Source organism: Micromonospora sp. DSM 45708 (genome assembly GCF_039566955.1).
Lineage (GTDB): Bacteria > Actinomycetota > Actinomycetes > Mycobacteriales > Micromonosporaceae > Micromonospora.
The window spans coordinates 1,627,445-1,644,170 of the sequence record NZ_CP154796.1; the positions used below are offsets into that span (position 1 = coordinate 1,627,445).

13 protein-coding genes are annotated in these 16,726 nt (G+C 72.8%); 9 read left to right on the forward strand and 4 right to left on the reverse strand.

What is annotated here, in order from left to right; translation table 11 throughout:
• The first annotated feature begins 35 nt into the window (after positions 1–35).
• Entirely contained in the window at positions 36–1,487 is a 1,452-nt protein-coding gene (argG, locus tag VKK44_RS07745; RefSeq protein ID WP_343446154.1) for an argininosuccinate synthase, read from the forward strand.
• A gap of 63 nt (positions 1,488–1,550) precedes the next feature.
• On the forward strand, positions 1,551–3,335 hold the full coding sequence (locus tag VKK44_RS07750; protein WP_458351617.1) for a PucR family transcriptional regulator: 1,785 nt from the start codon (positions 1,551–1,553) through the stop codon (positions 3,333–3,335).
• Between the two features lie 221 nt (positions 3,336–3,556).
• On the opposite strand, the gene VKK44_RS07755 is transcribed toward VKK44_RS07750, so the two are convergent.
• Entirely contained in the window at positions 3,557–4,906 is a 1,350-nt protein-coding gene (locus VKK44_RS07755; RefSeq protein ID WP_343446156.1) for a hypothetical protein, read from the reverse strand.
• 48 nt (positions 4,907–4,954) lie between these two features.
• Here VKK44_RS07755 and murD point away from each other — a divergent pair, with 48 nt between their 5' ends.
• The 7 genes from murD (at position 4,955) to VKK44_RS07790 (ending at position 12,116) form a co-directional block, all read left to right on the forward strand.
• Complete coding sequence (gene murD, locus VKK44_RS07760; protein ID WP_343446157.1) at positions 4,955–6,304, forward strand: UDP-N-acetylmuramoyl-L-alanine--D-glutamate ligase; 1,350 nt, start codon at positions 4,955–4,957, stop codon at positions 6,302–6,304.
• 15 nt (positions 6,305–6,319) lie between these two features.
• Positions 6,320–7,084 carry a protein phosphatase 2C domain-containing protein gene (locus VKK44_RS07765; RefSeq protein WP_343446158.1) on the forward strand — a complete coding sequence of 255 codons (765 nt, stop codon included), beginning with the start codon at positions 6,320–6,322 and terminating at the stop codon, positions 7,082–7,084.
• Positions 7,085–7,257: 173 nt separating this feature from the next.
• Positions 7,258–7,638, forward strand: coding sequence for a hypothetical protein (locus VKK44_RS07770; protein ID WP_343446159.1), 381 nt, complete (start codon positions 7,258–7,260; stop codon positions 7,636–7,638).
• A gap of 59 nt (positions 7,639–7,697) precedes the next feature.
• A complete protein-coding gene (locus VKK44_RS07775; protein ID WP_343446160.1) occupies positions 7,698–8,711 on the forward strand; it encodes a UDP-N-acetylmuramate dehydrogenase in 1,014 nt (337 codons plus the stop codon).
• A gap of 204 nt (positions 8,712–8,915) precedes the next feature.
• Entirely contained in the window at positions 8,916–9,254 is a 339-nt protein-coding gene (locus VKK44_RS07780; protein WP_343446161.1) for a CATRA system-associated protein, read from the forward strand.
• Positions 9,251–10,705, forward strand: a complete 1,455-nt coding sequence (locus VKK44_RS07785) for a CATRA conflict system CASPASE/TPR repeat-associated protein (RefSeq protein ID WP_343446162.1) — start codon at positions 9,251–9,253, stop codon at positions 10,703–10,705. The genes VKK44_RS07780 and VKK44_RS07785 overlap by 4 nt, the downstream gene beginning before the upstream one ends.
• A gap of 37 nt (positions 10,706–10,742) precedes the next feature.
• Complete coding sequence (locus tag VKK44_RS07790) at positions 10,743–12,116, forward strand: hypothetical protein (RefSeq protein ID WP_343446164.1); 1,374 nt, start codon at positions 10,743–10,745, stop codon at positions 12,114–12,116.
• Here VKK44_RS07790 and VKK44_RS07795 read toward each other — a convergent pair.
• The 3 genes from VKK44_RS07795 to VKK44_RS07805 are packed head-to-tail and all read right to left on the reverse strand — an operon-like array spanning position 12,109 to position 16,588.
• Positions 12,109–14,418, reverse strand: coding sequence for a hypothetical protein (locus VKK44_RS07795; protein ID WP_343446165.1), 2,310 nt, complete (start codon positions 14,416–14,418; stop codon positions 12,109–12,111). The two genes, VKK44_RS07790 and VKK44_RS07795, sit on opposite strands and share 8 nt — an antisense overlap.
• Positions 14,415–15,575, reverse strand: a complete 1,161-nt coding sequence (locus tag VKK44_RS07800) for a vWA domain-containing protein (RefSeq protein WP_343446166.1) — start codon at positions 15,573–15,575, stop codon at positions 14,415–14,417. Before VKK44_RS07800 ends, VKK44_RS07795 begins: the two co-directional genes overlap by 4 nt.
• Complete coding sequence (locus tag VKK44_RS07805) at positions 15,572–16,588, reverse strand: AAA family ATPase (RefSeq protein ID WP_343446167.1); 1,017 nt, start codon at positions 16,586–16,588, stop codon at positions 15,572–15,574. Before VKK44_RS07805 ends, VKK44_RS07800 begins: the two co-directional genes overlap by 4 nt.
• Between the last annotated feature and the right edge of the window lie 138 nt (positions 16,589–16,726).

Sequence of the window (16,726 nt, forward strand, 5' to 3'; positions counted from 1 at the left end):
TTGCATGACCATGCGGCTTGGTGCATAATCTTCCTGTGTCCAAGGTTCTCACCTCCCTGCCCACCGGCGAACGCGTCGGCATCGCCTTCTCCGGCGGCCTCGACACCTCCGTCGCGGTCGCGTGGATGCGCGACAAGGGCGCCGTGCCCTGCGCCTACACCGCCGACATCGGCCAGTACGACGAGCCCGACATCGCCTCGGTGCCCGGCCGCGCGCTGAGCTACGGCGCCGAGATCGCCCGGCTGGTCGACTGCCGTGCCGCCCTGGTCGAGGAGGGTCTTGCGGCGCTGACCTGCGGGGCCTTCCACATCCGCTCGGGCGGGCGGGCCTACTTCAACACCACCCCGCTCGGCCGGGCCGTCACCGGCACGCTGCTGGTGCGGGCGATGGTCGCCGACGACGTCCAGATCTGGGGCGACGGCTCGACGTTCAAGGGCAACGACATCGAGCGGTTCTACCGGTACGGCCTGCTGGCCAACCCGCAGCTCCGCATCTACAAGCCGTGGCTGGACACCGACTTCGTCACCGAACTGGGTGGGCGCAAGGAGATGTCGGAGTGGCTGCTCGACCGCGGCCTGCCCTACCGGGACAGCACCGAGAAGGCGTACTCCACCGACGCCAACATCTGGGGCGCCACCCACGAGGCGAAGACGCTCGAACACCTGGACACCGGCATCGAGACGGTCAGCCCGATCATGGGGGTCCGGTTCTGGGACCCGGCGGTGGAGATCCCCACCGAGGACGTCACGATCGGCTTCGACCAGGGCCGCCCGGTGACCATCAACGGCAAGGAGTTCGGCAGCTCGGTCGACCTGGTGCTGGAGGCCAACGCCATCGGCGGCCGGCACGGCCTGGGCATGTCCGACCAGATCGAGAACCGGATCATCGAGGCGAAGAGCCGGGGCATCTACGAGGCGCCGGGCATGGCGCTGCTGCACGCCGCGTACGAGCGGCTGGTCAACGCCATCCACAACGAGGACACGCTGGCGAACTACCACACCGAGGGCCGCCGCCTCGGCCGGCTGATGTACGAGGGGCGCTGGCTGGACCCGCAGGCGCTGATGCTGCGCGAGTCGTTGCAGCGCTGGGTCGGCACGGCGGTCACCGGCGAGGTGACGTTGCGGCTGCGCCGGGGCGAGGACTACTCGATCCTGGACACCACCGGTCCGGCGTTCAGCTACCACCCGGACAAGCTGTCGATGGAGCGTACCGAGGACTCGGCGTTCGGCCCGTCGGACCGGATCGGCCAGCTCACCATGCGCAACCTGGACATCGCCGACTCGCGGGCCAAGCTGGAGCAGTACGCCTCGCTCGGCATCGTCGGCGGCACCGCCCCGCAGCGGATGGTCGGCGCCGCGCAGGCGGCCTCGACCGGCCTGATCGGCGCGATGCCCGAGGGCGGCGCGGAGGCCATCGCCTCCCGGGGCGTCCCCTCGGCGGAGGACGAGTGGCTCGACCGCGCCGCGATGGAGTTCGGCGTCGACTGAGCGGGCCGTTTGCGCACGGGCGGGGCTTCGGTTTCGGTGGTGACGCAGGGTAGCGTGTCGCCCGTGTTCCCTACCGTGCGTGAGGTGCTCGCCCTGGTGCCGGTGCGCCACGGCGCGCCGCGCCTGGTCGCCGGCGACGCCGGGCTGGACCGCCCGGTGCGGTGGGTGCACGTGACCGAGGTGCCGGACATCGCCACCCTGCTCGGCGGCGGCGAGCTGGTGCTGACCACCGGCATCGGACTGCCCGCCGACGACACCGGGCTGCGCGCGTTCGTCGGCGACCTGGCCGACGTCGGGGTCTCCGGGCTCGTCGTCGAGCTGGGTCGCCGCTACGTCGGCGGCGTGCCCCGGGTGATGGCCGCCGCCGCCGAACGGCGCGGACTGCCGCTGGTCGAGCTGCGCCGGGCCACCCCGTTCGTGCGGATCACCGAGGCGGTGCACGCGCTGATCGTGGACGCCCAGCTCACCGAACTGCGGGCCACCGAGGAGATCCACCAGCGGTTCACCGAGCTGTCCGTGGAGGGCGCCGAGCCGGCCGAGGTGCTGCGGCAGGCCGCCGAGCTGGCCGGCTGCCCGGTGGTCCTGGAGAACCTGTCCCGGCAGGTGCTCGCGTACGACCCGGCGGGGGAGAACGCGGAACTGCTGCTGGACGGCTGGGAGCAGCACTCCCGCCGGATCCGGCCGGCCGGGCGGACCGCGTACGACCCGGACAGCGGCTGGCTGGTCACCACCGTCGGCGCGCGGGGACAGGACTGGGGCCGGCTGCTGCTGCGCTGGCCCGCGGCCGAGGCCGCGCCGCCCACCCGGCTCACCATCCTGATCGAGCGGGCCGCCTCCACGCTCGCCCTGGGCCGGCTGATCCGCCGCGACGCCGAGGGCCTGGAACGGCAGATCCACCGTACGCTGCTGACCGCGCTCATCGACCACTCCCGCCCGGTGGACGAGGTGGCGCTGCGGGCCAAGGCGCTCGGCGTCACCCTGGACCGCCGGCACCTGGTCGGCGTGGTGGTCCGGCATCGTGGCGACGACCCGGCCGGCGACGCCACCGACCTTCCCGACGACTCCCGCGCGGGCCCCCGCCGCGACCCGGTCGACCCCGGGGCCGGCCCGGCCCGGCTCCGCGATCTCGCCGAGGCGGTCGGCCAGGCCGTGCGCGAGGCCAAGCTGACGGCGCTGACCAGCGCCGTCGACGACCACGCGGTGGGCGCGCTGCTGGCCCTGCCCGACCCGGGCGCCGAGGAGAGGGCGCTCGCCGCGTTCGCCGCCGCGTTGCGTCGGGTACGCCTGGACGCCGCCCCACCCCGCCCACCGACCCCCCGTCCGGGCCGGCCGGTCGACGGGGCCGGCCGGGGCGGGGCCCCTGGGGTCGCGCGGCCGGTCGACGGGCCGCCGTCGCGCCCGGCGGTCGTCGTGGCGGCCGGCTCCGGGGTGAGCAGCCTGCGCGAGGCGCGCCGGTCGCTGGTCGAGGCGCGGCAGATCGCCGAGGCGGCCCGGCGGGACCCACGGGACCTGCCGTGCTTCCGGCTGCCGCACGTCGGGCTGGCCGGTCTGCTGCACCTGCTGCGGGACGAGCCCCGGTTGCAGACGTTCGTCGAGCGGGAACTCGGCCCGCTGCTGGCGTACGACGCCCAGCATCCCCGGGAGCAACTGCTCGGCACGTTGCGGGCCTACCTGGAGCAGGGTCGCAACAAGTCAGCGGGCGCCGTGGCGGCGCACCTGTCCCGGCCGGCCTTCTACGAGCGGCTGGCCCGCATCGGCCGGATCCTCGACGCCGACCTCGACTCGGTCGAGCAGTGCCTCTCCCTGCACGTGGCCCTGCTGGCCCTGGACGCCGTCCGCACCCCCTGACGAGGTCCGCGCGCCCGCCACCGTCTCACGGTCCTGACGCGAGGCGCTGATCTCCGCCTCGGCCGTCTCCGGGCGTGCTGGCCACAGAGCGTGGTTCTCGCCGGTGAGGCGGTGCGCTTTTTGGCGGTATACCTCTGAGGCATTTATGCCTCAGAGGTATACCAGCGCTCGATGGCATCCCTGCTCCACGACGACACGCCGAGGCCGACACGCCGACGCGCTCAGGTGAGGGCGGTGAGGGCCTTGGCGTAGGGGGCGGGGACGTGGTTCGGGCCGGCGGGGGTGAAGACGTCGGAGGTCGCGGCGGCCTGCCAGGCGGCGTCCGGCAGCGCCGCCACCAGGGCTCGGACCACCGGGGCGTCCCGCCACCGGTCCTGCTGCGCGAGCAGGCTCAGCGCCACCACCGACTCCTCCACCTCGCCGACGCACTCGAACGGCTTGTGCCCGTCCACGCCGAGCAGCTCCCGGTAGCCGGGCACCTGGGACTCGTCGGCCAGCAGGTCACCGCCGAAGACGCCGGTGAGCCGCTCGCGGGGCATGAACGGGGCCATGGCCAGGAAGACGAAGCGGCACTTCGGGCAGTCCCGGCACCAGCGTTCGCTCGGGTCGTGCAGCTTGAACGCGGCGTTGCAGCTCGTCACCACCGCGTCGTACCTGTCGATCTCGGCGAACAGCCGGGCGATGTGCAGCTCGGACAGCGAGCGCAGGAGCGAGAAGTACGGCTCGGTGAGCCCGGCGTGCTCGGCCAGCGCGGCCCGCAGCAGCCCTTCCGCCTCGACGCCCTTGGACCACTGGTGGTTGATCTCGTGGCCCTGCCAGACCAGGTTCGGGTCGGACGCGGAGCGCTCGTTGGACATCACCACCGGCCCGAGTTCGTGCAGCACGGCGGTGGCGACCGCGATCAGCGAGTTGATCGCGGTGACCGGGATGTGCCCGTTGCGGGCCCCGGCCCGGTTCAGCTCGAACAGCACCGGGTCGAGCCGCCGCCGGGCGGCGAGCGGCACCAGGTCGGACGCCTCGTTGACCGAGACGATCACGTGGTTCGGGTTGACCGAGAACGGCACCGGGTCGAGACCGGCCCGACGCAGCGCCTCCAGCGTGACGATGGAGTCCTTGCCGCCGCCGACCGCCGACAGCGGACGCCGGTCGGAGTTGTCCCACGGCGCCGCCGCCTCGACGGAACCGGCCGGGACCTCCGGGCGCAGCGCCAACACGTGCGGCAACGCGTTGCGGTAGGCGTACTCGGCGAGTCCCTTGGTGTAGACGGCGGTGACCAGCTCGACGGCGGCGGCCCCCAGCGGCGCCGGCAGCACCAGCCGGGACGGCGCGGCGGCCTTGTAGTAGCTGACGCCGGCGACCACGTGCAGCAGCTCCAGGACCCGGGCCAGCCGCGTCGCGGTGGCGTCGGAAACCGGCTCGGCGGGCAGCGGGAGGGTGATCACCTCGGTGAACCGCTGGTCGCCGTCGGGGCCGGTCAGGGCGTAGTCGAACAGGACCTCACCGGTGGCGAAGTCGACCGAGTACGACGGGAAGGTGAAGGCGTCCATCCGTCCGAGCTGTCCGTTAAGCACAGGTCATACTAGTCCGGACCCACCGGGACGCGAGCAAGGAGATTCAACGTGCGCCTGTCTGACCTGCGCGGACGCTCTGTGGCGATCTGGGGTACGGGGCGTGAGGGCATGGCCGCCGCCCGAGCGGTCGCCGCGCACGGTCCGGCCGGTCTCGTCGCGGTGGACGACCGGGCGAACTTCCTGTCGCTGCCCTGGGACGGGCCGTTGGCGGAGTCCGCCCCGCTGGTCACCGGCGAGCAGGGCCTGCACGCGCTCACCGCCGCCGACGTGGTGGTCCGTTCTCCCGGCGTGCCGCAGACCCACCCGTGGATGATCGAGCTGCGGCGGCGCGGCATCCCGGTGACGCAGGGCACCGCGCTGTGGATGGCCGACCACGCCGACCGGACCATCGGGGTGACCGGCAGCAAGGGCAAGAGCACCACCTCCAGCCTGATCAGCCATCTGCTGGTCGCCGTCGGCCGCCCGAACGTGTTCGGCGGCAACATCGGCGTGCCGACGCTGCAACTGCCCGAGGCGGAGCTGTACGTGCTGGAGCTCTCCAGCTACCAGTGCAGCGACTTGACCGACTCACCGCGGATCTCCGTGGTCACCGCGTTGTTCCCGGAGCACCTGGACGCGCACGGCGGGGAGCGCGAGTACTACCGGGACAAGCTGAACCTGCTGGCACACGGCCCGCACGCGGTGGTGGTCAACGGCGCGGATCCCCGGCTGGCCGTGGAACTCGGCGACCGGGCGGCGATCCGCGCCGGCTCGCCGGACACCACCCACGTGGCGACCGGCCCGGACGGCACGCCCTGGTTCCACCTGCGGGACACACCGCTCTTCCCGCGCGCGGTGCTGCCCCTGGTCGGCCGGCACAACGAGGGCAACCTCTGCGTCGCGCTCGCGGTGCTCGACGTGCTCGGCGTGGACGTGGCGGCGCACAAGGACACGCTGGCGATCGCGGTCGCGGAGTTCCAGGGGCTGGCCCACCGCCTCACCGAGATCCCCGACCCGTCCGGGCTCACCTTCGTCGACGACACGCTCGCCACCAGCCCGTACGCGGCCATGCACGCCATCGACGCGTACGACGGACGGCCGTTGACGGTCATCCTCGGCGGCACCGACCGGGGGGTGGACTACGCCCCGCTCCGCGACCACCTCGCCGAGCGGGAGATCACCGTGATCGGCATCCCGGACAGCGGACCGCGCATCGTCGAGGCGCTGGCCGGGCTGCCGGGCGTACGGTGCGAGATCGTCGAGGACCTGTCCGACGCGGTGCGCCGGGCCCGCAAGGTCACCCCGACCGGTGGCGTCGTGCTGTTGTCGCCGGCCGCGCCCAGCTACGGCCGGTTCCGCAACTACGAGCACCGCTCGGAGGCGTTCCGCGAGGCCATCGCGGACACCATGGCCGGCTGACCGGGCCGCGCGGCAGTGGACTTCACCTTCGCCACCGCGCCCGGATCGGAGCGGCCCAACGAGGACCACGTCGTCGTGTCGCCCGACTGGGCGATCGTGCTGGACGGCGTCACCCGGCCGCCCGATCTGGACACCGGCTGCGTGCACGGTCCGGCATGGCTGGTGCGGGAGCTGGGCGACTGCCTGGTGGGCGCGTTGACGGCCGGCCCGGCGGCGCCGCTCGACCAGATCCTCGCCACCGCCATCGACCGGTTGCGGGGCCGCCACGGGGACCGCTGTGATCTGTCCGATCCGCACAGTCCGTCGTCGACCGTCGCCGTCGTCCGGGCCGCCGGTGACCACGTGGACTATCTGGTGCTGTGCGACTCGTCGGTGGTGTTCGAGAACGCGGACGGCGTCACGGTCGTCCATGACGACCGGGCCGACACCCTGCCGGCGTACGACCGGCACACGGTGGCCCGGCTCCGCAACCGGCCGGGGGGCTTCTGGGTGGCGTCGACCGATCCGGCGGCGGCGGCCGAGGCGGTGACCGGCCGGGTGGCCCGCTCCGGGCTGCGCCGGTTGCTGCTCTGCACCGACGGCGTCTCCCGGCTGACCGAGTTCTTCGGGCTCGGTTGGGCGGAGGTGTTCGGGATCGCCGAGCGGTCCGGTCCCGGCGCCGTCATCGACGCCGTCCGCCGGTACGAGAGCAGCCGCCCGGAACTGTTGGCGCGGCCGGGTCGGGGCCCGGTCAAGCAGCACGACGACGCGACGCTCGCCGTGCTGCTTCCCCGCGCCTGACCAGGCCACCTGAGCGGGGCGTCGTGTGGTGACGGAATTCCGACGGTGCTCTTGCCCTCCGATGTGGGCGACGGTTCAATACTGCCGTTCTCGCCCACGCCGAGGACCATCGCCGGGCGTCACCCGCACCGATTCCACGAACGGGCGGCCGGTTCGACGGGAGGGTGCCAGCCGTGATCGAGGAGACGGGCGGTCCGATGTCCTCCGAGGACCTGTACCGGACGGCGGCCATGGACGCCAAGACGTTGCAGGACCGCATCCTCACGGCGGCCGGTCCCGGCGTCGACGTCAGTGACGGGCACGCGCCCGCGCAGGCCCTCGCCGACGCCCTCCTCGCCGTGGTGCAGGACCACCTGGCGCAGACCTCGGACGAGCACGACGTGGAGTTGTTCCTCGAGGTCAACGGCCGGCCGCCGGAGGACGTCACCGCCTGGCCGGTGAACATCCTGGCCGGCCTCGTCCTCCGCCGGACCCCGGCCGCCGACCGGCACGCGATCTGCGAGCGCGCGGTGCAGATCGCGGCCCGGCGGCTCCGGTCGTCGTCCGGCGCCTGACCGACGGGTCGCGTCGAGGAAGCCGCGGGCGTCGCTGGCCCGGTCAGTAGGCTGGCACGGTGACAACCACGTTTGCTGATCTGACCACGATGCGGGTCGGTGGTCCGATCGGTCGCCTGTACGTTCCGGAGACCACCCCCGATCTGCTCGACCTGTTGCGCCGGGCCACCGCCGCCGGTGACCCGCTGCTGGTCATGGGCGGCGGGTCGAACCTGGTGGTGGGCGACGTCGGCTGGGACGGCACGGTCGTCCGGATGGCGACCTCGGAGTTCCGCATCGACGGTGAGCGGGTGACCGCCGCCGCCGGCGTCGAGTGGGACCGCCTGGTGGCGGCCACCGTCGACGCGGGGCTCGCCGGCCTGGAGGCGCTGTCCGGCATCCCCGGTCTGGTGGGCGGCACGCCGGTGCAGAACGTCGGCGCGTTCGGCACGGTGACCTCGGACGTGCTCGACTCGCTGGCCGTCTACGACCGGCAGACCGGCAGCCTGGAACGGTGGACGCCGGAGCGGTGCGGCTTCGGCAGCCACCGGCAGTCCGTCTTCAAGCACAGCGACCGCTGGGTCGTGGTGGAGGTGACGTACCGCCTGCGCCGCAGCGGTCAGTCGCGGCCGATCGAGTACGCGGAGCTCGCGAAGCGGCTGGGCATCGAGGTGGGCGGCACCGCCGCGCCGGCGGACGTCCGCGAGGTCGTGCTCGCGCTGCGGCGCAGCCGCGCCATGGTCCTCGACCCGGATGACCACGACACCTGGAGCGTCGGGTCGTTCTTCATCAACCCGGTGCTCGCCGAGGTGCCGGAGTCGGCCCGGGAGTGCCCCCGCTATCCGGACGTCAAGGGCACCAAGCTGCCGGCGGCCTGGTTGATCGAGCGGGCCGGCTTTCCCCGGGGCTACGGTCACGACTGGGGAAACGGCACGGTGGCGCTGTCCAGCCGGCACGCGCTCGCGGTGACCAATCGGGGTGGCGCCACCACGTCCGAGGTCATGAAGTTCGCGGCGCACATCCGCGCGGGCGTCGAGGCGCGTTTCGGTATCCGGCTGGGGCCCGAATGCGATCTCGTCAACTGTTCCTTCTGATCGGCTTTTCTCGGCGTGTCGGTTAGCCGACAATGTGCCGGCACCGGCGCGGAGTGGTCGAAGTGATTGCGGTCGAGCTGGTCGAAGGCCTGAACGTCCGCCAATTCGCGACCGGATCGGATGACCGCCGGGCAACCGTTCCGGTGTCGGTACGCCGCTGACGGGCGACTTCACCGTAGGTGTCCTCGCCTATGGTGACTGTCGATGAACGAGACCGGTGCTCCCCACCCCGCCGACATTCTGCAATACGCCATCGACGCGTTGGACGACATCCGCGAGGCGACGCTCCCGCCGGAGAAGTGGGAACGGTTCGGCGGCTGTCTGGTGCTGATGAATGAGGCACTCGATCACCACGACCTGGCCGCCGTCAATCGGTACCGGCAACAGATCGAGGCGCTCGAGAATCTGCTGGGTGCCAAGGCGGACCTCGCCACGGATGTCCGGCAGTCGGTGCCGCTGCGGGAGCAGGCCGATCGTCTACGCGACCGGCTTCGCCGGGAGAAGGGGGACGGCTCGGGGCCGGACGACGGCCGGGGCCGATGAGGCTGCACGCGTACGCGCTCAACGCGTACACCTTCTTCGACGGCCTCCGGGACACCGGGGTCGCGACGCGGATCGTCGCGGCCTGCCGCGCCCTCGGCATGGCGGAGCCCGACCGCGTGCCGCTCGTGCACGCCGACGGCCTGCGGGCCCGGCAGCTCCTCACCGCCCCGGGCGACGGCACGTGGCAGGCGTTGCGGTACGCCACCACCCGCCTGGATGCGTTCCTGGTCTGCCTGGCGCCGGTGGACGGCGCCGCGGACTGGCGCGAACTCGACCGGACGTGGCGGGAGGCGGTGGGCGCGGCGGCCGACGAGGACTGCACCGGCCGGGTGCGGCTGTTCTACGCGCTGTACGACGGCGCCGGTGACGCCGACCAGCTCGCCGTCGCGGCGGAGGCCGCGCTGCCGGCCGGAGCGAACATCCGTGGGGAGGAACCGACCGAGCCGGTGCCCGGCACCTATCTGTGGGAGGTCCCGTCCCCCGACCCGGACCGCCCGGAACGCGTCCTGGTGCTGCTGGCGCCCACCGCCGGCGAGACGCTGAGCGACTCCTGGGTGTGGCCGGACGGCGACGCGCGACTCCGGCCGCTGCCCGGCTACCTCTGGGAGATGGCCAAGGTCCGCCACGAGGCCCGCCGGTTCGCGGAGCGCCGCTCGCAGGACCGACAGGCCCGGTTGTACGACCTCGCGTCACACGTCGAGGACAGCGAGCGGACCGACCCCGAACCGACCGAGGCCCGGGAGGAGCGGCTCCGGAAACTCCGGCGGGAGACGGCGTTGGGCGCCGCCGACGAGGCCGACCTGCGCATCATGTCCCGGACGGTCACGGCCGAGGAGCACAACGCCCGGATCTGGCTGCGCGACTGGGCGGGCACGCTCGCGGTGCCGGACCGCCACGCCTGGGTCGAGGGCCTGGCCGGGCCGGTGGCCGCCGACCTGGAGTACGTGGCCTGGTTGCTGACCGAGATCGACGACGCGGCGGACACGGCGCGGTACACCGTGGCCTACGCGGAGCCGATGGCGCAGATCGGCGCCGCCGACCTGGAACGGCGGCTGCGCGCCCTCGCCGAACGCAACGAATTCCTCACCGCGCTGCACACCTCGGTCCTCGCCGCCGTCGGTCTGCTGCTGGCCGCGTCCCAGTCCCTCAGCTACGACTGGCCGATGTACGCGTCGCTGCGGGCGCCGTTCATCGTCTCGGTGGCCGCCGGCGGGCTGCTCCTGCTGCTCGCCACGACGCTCCGGTCGACCCGCCGGTTCTGGGTGGGACTGGCCACCGCCGGCTTCGCCGCCTCGCTGACCTGGTTCGTGGTGACCTGGCTGGTCCGGTGGCAGACCGCCCGTCCGCCCGAAGCGTCGGTCACCCGCGGCTGGTCGGCCGCCGCCGCGGCGGCGGCGCTCGCCGGCTGGCTGGGCCGACGGGCGATCAGGTCCCGACGGGAACTGCGATGACCCACCCCGACCGTGTGCGACGACCGCAGGAGGATCCATGACCGTGATGAGCGCCGAGCGCCTCGAGGAACTCTGCCTGGCCCTGCGCCGAGGCGAGATCACCTGCGACGACGACCTGGTGGCCGCCATCGAGGCCGACGTGGTGGCCTACGACCGTGACCCGCGCACCCAGTTGCCGCCCGACGACGTCGCCGAACTGTTGCCGCTGATGGGCTGGCTGATGTACGAGGCGACCTGGTCGGCCCTGGAGCGGATTCCGAACCGGCGCGGGAGCGACGGCGACCGGGACGGTAATCACGAGTGGATCCTGCGGATCGCGAACGCCGCCCGTGACCTGCCGTGGCCGGAGTTCGCCCCGCGGGCGTTGGGCGCGTTCCGTTCGCTGGCGCTCGCCGAGTCGAAGGAGGACACGCAGGCGTCCTACGACCGTGCGCAGGACGCCCACCAGAAGGCACGCGAGCGCCACGCCAGCCATCTCTCCTACCACCGGGATCCGAAGAACGTCCCCTCTCCGTTCGGCGGTTTCGAGCTGCACTACGACGAGATGCTGCTCCAGTTGGTGCTGGCCGAGACCGGGACCGCGTGCCGGATCGCGGAGCGGGTCATCGACCGGTGGGCGGAGGAGTTCGCGGTCGAGGGTGACGACGCGGATCGGCAGCGCCGCGAGGAACGCATTCAGATGATCTTCAGTGATCTGTCGAAGGGCGCCGTCCGGGGCGAGGAGGCGCTCACGGCGGCCGAGCGCGTCGCGGAGCACGGCTTCGTCGACGAGCCGACGAAGGAGCGGCTGGCGATGCCCACCAGCTTCGTCAACCCGGGGATCATGACCGCCCGGGCCATCCTGCTGATGCTGGGGTTGTACCCGGAGATGCAGCGGCTCGGCTACTTCCCGCTCGGCGACGACGACTCCTGGGACGACAGCCGGAAGGCCCTGGCGGCGCGCTTCGACCACGCCTACTCCAAGATCGAGAAGCCGATCCTCACCAGCGGGGGTCAGCCGCAGGAGCTGCGGCGCGGCCTCCGGCTCGCCGTGGTGCAGATCCGGTTGGCCGCCGGGCTGCTGATGCCGGGCCACCGGCTGCCCAGCACGCTGTCCTTCGCGCCGTGCCTGGCGCACGAGGTGCTCGACGACGACGCCGTGGAAGCCCTGTCCGCCTGGTTGACGGAGACGATCACCGACTCGAAGGGCCGGGAGACGCAGCGCAGCAACCTGCGCGGGTTCGGCGGCTCGATCATGCCCAACTTCTTCGACGGCGTCGAGGAGTGTCGCGTCGCGTTCGGCGGCCGGCCCGGCTACCGCGCGTGGCGCGCGCGCTGGTTCATCCTCGACAAGTACGCCGACGAGCCGGGCCGGGCCGAGCGGGTGTCGGCCGTGCTGGGCCGGCCGGTGAACCGGACCCGCCCTATCTGACGTAGGCGTTGAACAACGCCCAGTTGGCCACCGGCTCGCCCGACCGCAGGTAGTGCAGTTGGGCGAGCCGGAGCGCGTGGTCGAGGCGGATCCCGGACCGCCGGACGAGCCCCACGAGATGCGCGGCCATCCGGCTGGCCGGGAGTTTCGCCACCTCCTCGATCGCAGCCGCGACGGACCGTCCCCCACCCGTCAGCACCGCCACCACGAGGCCGACCGGCTCGATGTCCGCCACGTTCGTCACCGCGCCGACCTGACAGGACACCATCAGCGTCGACGCCGGCCAGCGCAGGGCCAACGCGTACGCGGCGGACAACTGCGCGTCGGTGTCGGTCTCCTCCGGGAGAACGAGGTGCTGCCCGAGGCCGTGGCCGGTGCCGTGCGCCTTGACGTGGAGCAGTCCACACTCGGTTTCCTGCCGAAGGGCCACGCTGATCCGCGGGGACGGGTGCACCGTGGGTTCCTGTTCGTCGAACGGGCAGCGGCTCAGCGGGACGTCTCCCCGGCTCAGGGTCCAGGCTCTCCGTTCCAGTTCGTCCGACGGGCCGCCGTGGGCCAACGGCACCAGCCGGACCAGCGCCGGGCCGGTGACCACCGGGGGCGGCGAGTCGGACAGACAGGTCAGCACCGGCGTGTGGGTGAGCACGGCCCGGCCCACCAGCCGGGTGCCCCCGGTGTCGAGCACCAGCGCCGCCCAGGGCACCAGGCACAGCTCCTGGTGCGCCGAGATCACCAGCTCCAGCGGGTCCCCGGTCGCCGCGTCGAGCCGGCCGCGCAGCTCGGCGGGAAGCAGGTCGAGGGCCAGCCGGTGCCAGTCCGGGTCACCCAGGTCGAGGTCGATCGACCCCTCCGGGTTCCGGACCCGCCGACCGGCGACGTAGGCGGCGAGCTGCTCACCCGGGGTGAACCGTTCGAAGAGGACACCGCCGCCCGGTGTGACGAGCGCGCGGAACCAGTTCGTCCCCGTGGCGAGGCTGTCCGGCAGGGCGGCGAAGTCGAGCGCGTACCTGTCGCCCAACGCGTGGCGCAGGGTGGTCAGGTCCGTCGGGGTGGGCAGCGTCATCTCCGCGAAGATCGGGTTCACCCGCTTCTCGATCCGCCGGTGCAGGGTGCTGATCTCCCGGTTCTGCTCCTCCCGTTGGTCCTCCGCCGCACGGGCATCCGTCCCGTGGTCGAGCGGATCATCCCGTTCGACCTTGAGCACGTCGTCGATCAGGCCTTGGAGCTGGTTGGGCAGCAACGACACCTCGGCCCGCATCTGCGCGGCCAGCCCGGTCTGCTTGGCCGCCAGACACATGCGCAGTCCCAGCTCGGCGGCTCCGGGACCCCGCAGGGCCGCGGCCAGCAGCGCGATGTCGCCGTAGACCCGGCGGAACGCCGTCGACAACGGCGTACGCGCCCGGGAGATCACCCCCCACCGGCTCCGGATCCCCTCGGCGACCGCCAGGGCCCGCGCCGCGAGCAGGACCGCGCGGTCGTTCCCGGGCTCGGTCAGCGCGAGCAGCTCGGCCAGCGTGAGCGTCAGCGACAACTCGTAGACGTCGTGCTGGGGGTCGGCGATCCGGAACTCCGCCAGATGCGCCAGCGCCGCCGTCATCCGCGTGACGGCCTCCCCGGTGTGGCCGGCCGCCTGGTCGGCCAGCGCCAGGACGAAGCCGTAGCGGTGCCGGGTCGAGTAGGAGCTGGCCTCGGTCGACTCCCAGTAGGTCTGGGCCAACTCGCCGAGCGCGCTGTGCACCTCGGCGGCCTGGCCCAGCTCCAGCAGGCACGCGCCGGTCTCGAAGTCGACGTCGCCGGCGCGTGGCTCCGCGCCACTGGCGAAGAAGAACTCGCGGTCCAGGGTCGCCGCCAGGGCCAGCGCGTCCGCGGGCCGCCCCGACGCCCGGAGGCTGCGGATCAGCCGGTAGGTCACCGTGACCTCGGTCCACCTGTCGCGTACCGGCCCGTCGTCCGGACGGATCTCGGCGAGCGCCGTCTCGTACAGCTCCTCGACGGCGGGCGTCGAGCGCAGCGGATGGCCCAGGTAGGCGCAGAACCGCAGGATGGTGGCGGCGTTGGCGTTGCCGTCGCTGCGGAAGGACCAGTCGTGGTCGACCTGTCCCGCCCATTCGCGGCGGGTGGTCGCCTCGACCAGGTACCGCTCGACCGCGATCCGGAGCAACGCCTCCTCGTTGTCGAACACCCGGGCCTTGTGATCGTCCTTCCGCACGATGACCAACGCCTGCTCGGCGTCGTGGGCGAGCCGCAGCATGGTGTCGCGGGCCAGGGCGCGGCGTACCGCGTCGGCGAGGGCCTGGGTCACGTCGGGACACCCCACTTCCGGTGGTCGCGATGACGGCGGCAGCGCGGCCCGCAGGTCGGACAGGCCAGCACGCCGGCGAGGGTGCGCAGGGCCGCCGCGTCGGGCGTGGCGACCAGTTGGACGTACGGCAGGCTGCCCACCAGCGCCGGCGCGTACGGGGTGAACCCGGGCCCGCCGGCCTTCGGGTGTCCCCAGATCACCGCGTGGGCCAGCCGGGACAGCCGGCTGACCTGTGCCACCAGGGGCGCCGGATCGGCCAGCTCCCACCCGTCGGAGACGATCACCAGATGCGCCGACCGCACGACGCGGTGGCCGCCCCAGACCCGGCCGAAGGCGGTGACGGCGCTCCCGAGCCGGGTCCCGGCGTCCCAGTCCGTGCGGCGGGCGGCCAGCGCGCGCATCGCCGTCTGCGGGTCGCGGGACCGCAGCTCCCGGGTGATCCGGTCGAGCCGGGTGCCGATGGTGAACACCTCGGTCGTCAGCGGTGCGGCGGCGACCGCCGCGTACCCGAACCGCAGCAGCAGACCCCGGTACGCCCGCATCGAGTAGCTGAGGTCGAGCAGCAGGACCAGGCGACGTCGCGCGTGGAGACGACGGCGGTACCACAGCCGGGTCGGCTCACCCGCGGTGCGCATCATCGTCCGCGCGGTGCGGGACACGTCGACGTGCCGCCGGCCGCCGGACGTGTGGCGCATCGTGCGGCGCAGCGGGACCGCCCTGGTGAACGCCTCGACGAAGGACTCCAGTTCGGTGCGGTCGGCGGCGCTCGACGTCCACGGTGGGGCGGTCGCCAACCGTTCGGTGGAACCGGCCCGGGAACGGGCCGATCCCGGCTCGGCGGTGTCGTCCCGACCCGGCTCCTCGACCGTCGCCGCGCGCACCGGCGCGGGGCCGGGCAGCGCGGAGTCACCTGCCCCGGTGGACGCGGCCGGCCCGAACCAGGCGGCGAACGCGGCGTCGAAGACGGGCAGGTCCTCGTGGCGCGAGCACAACGTCAGCCGGGTCGCCCAGTAGACGGCGTCCCGGTCGAGCCGCTCGTACGCGCCGAGCGCGCGCATCGCGGTGGCCACCCGCGTCACCTCGACGCGGAGTCCGTCGGCGCGGAGCCGCCGGGCGAACCCGACCAGGTCGCGGACCGGGTCGTCGTCCGACGTCACGGGGCTCCCGCGCGCAGGACGTCGCGAACGGCCTCCTGGTCCTCGCGCTGCTTCACCAGCACCCCGAGCGCGTCGTCGGCGGCCTCGGCGACGGTGTGACGGCCGAGTGCCGCGGCGGCGCGGGCGAAGGCGATCGACTCGGCGACTCCGGGCGGACGGACCAGCGACAGTTGCCGCAGTCTGGTCATGGCGGTCGCGATCTGCGCGGCCAACGGCGTGCCGGCCACCTCCGGCACGTTGCGCCGGATGATCTCCGCCTCGTCCTGTTCGGTCGGATGGTCGACCCAGTGGTAGACGCACCGCCGTTTGAGCGCGCCGTGCACCTCGCGGGTGCCGTTGGAGGTGAGGACCACGAACGGCGGCTCGTCGATGGTGATCGTCTGATAGTCGGGAATGCTGAGGGTGTCGCCTTCGAGGACCTCCAGCAGGAATGCCTCGAACTCGTCGTCGGCCCGGTCGATCTCGTCGATGAGCAACACCGACGGACGTTCCTCCACGGCCCGCAGAATCGGCCGGGCGATCAGGAACTCCCGGCGGTAGATCGATTCACCGTCCGGCGTGCCGCGCAGATGCAGCAGTTGACGGGTGAAGTCCCACTCGTATAGCGCCTGGGAACGGTCGATGCCGCTGTGGCACTGCAACCGGATCGGTGCGACGCCGAGCATCTCGCCGATCTTTCTGGCCAGCACCGTCTTTCCCACGCCCGGGTCGCCCTCGAGGAACAGCGGCAACCTGAGTTTCATCGCGAGGAAGACCGCCGCGGCGAGCCCGGGAGCGGCCAGGTAGTTCAACCTCGCGAGTTCCTCCGCGATCCGTTCCGGCGTGGAAAAGGAAGCGTTCGGCATCGGTCGAGATTCGGCCCGGGGCCGTACGCCTGTCGATCCTATGAACGGGTGATCCGCCTTACTGATCGACCGAGCGGGCGGGCCGCCACGAGTGCGGAGAGGACCGGCCGGGCCGCCACCGACCGATCCCGGCGAGTGTCGTGGAAACGGTCGCGCCGGACCGGTCACGTGCGATCCGTGGAGCCGTCGAATCCGCGTTGACCGGCCATGATGCAAGGTGCGGCGCGGGGAGTGCCATCGACCGACGGACGTCATTGTCGTCTAGAGTGCGAGACGCGGTCGCGACTCCTCGGCCCGTCCGTCACG

Excerpts from the sequence above, each read along its gene's own strand:
- VKK44_RS07785 (WP_343446162.1), top strand. The coding sequence starts at position 9,251 with ATGAGGCTGCACGCGTACGCGCTCAACGCGTACACCTTCTTCGACGGC.
- VKK44_RS07780 (WP_343446161.1), top strand. The coding sequence starts at position 8,916 with ATGAACGAGACCGGTGCTCCCCACCCCGCCGACATTCTGCAATACGCC.
- VKK44_RS07790 (WP_343446164.1), top strand. The coding sequence starts at position 10,743 with ATGACCGTGATGAGCGCCGAGCGCCTCGAGGAACTCTGCCTGGCCCTG.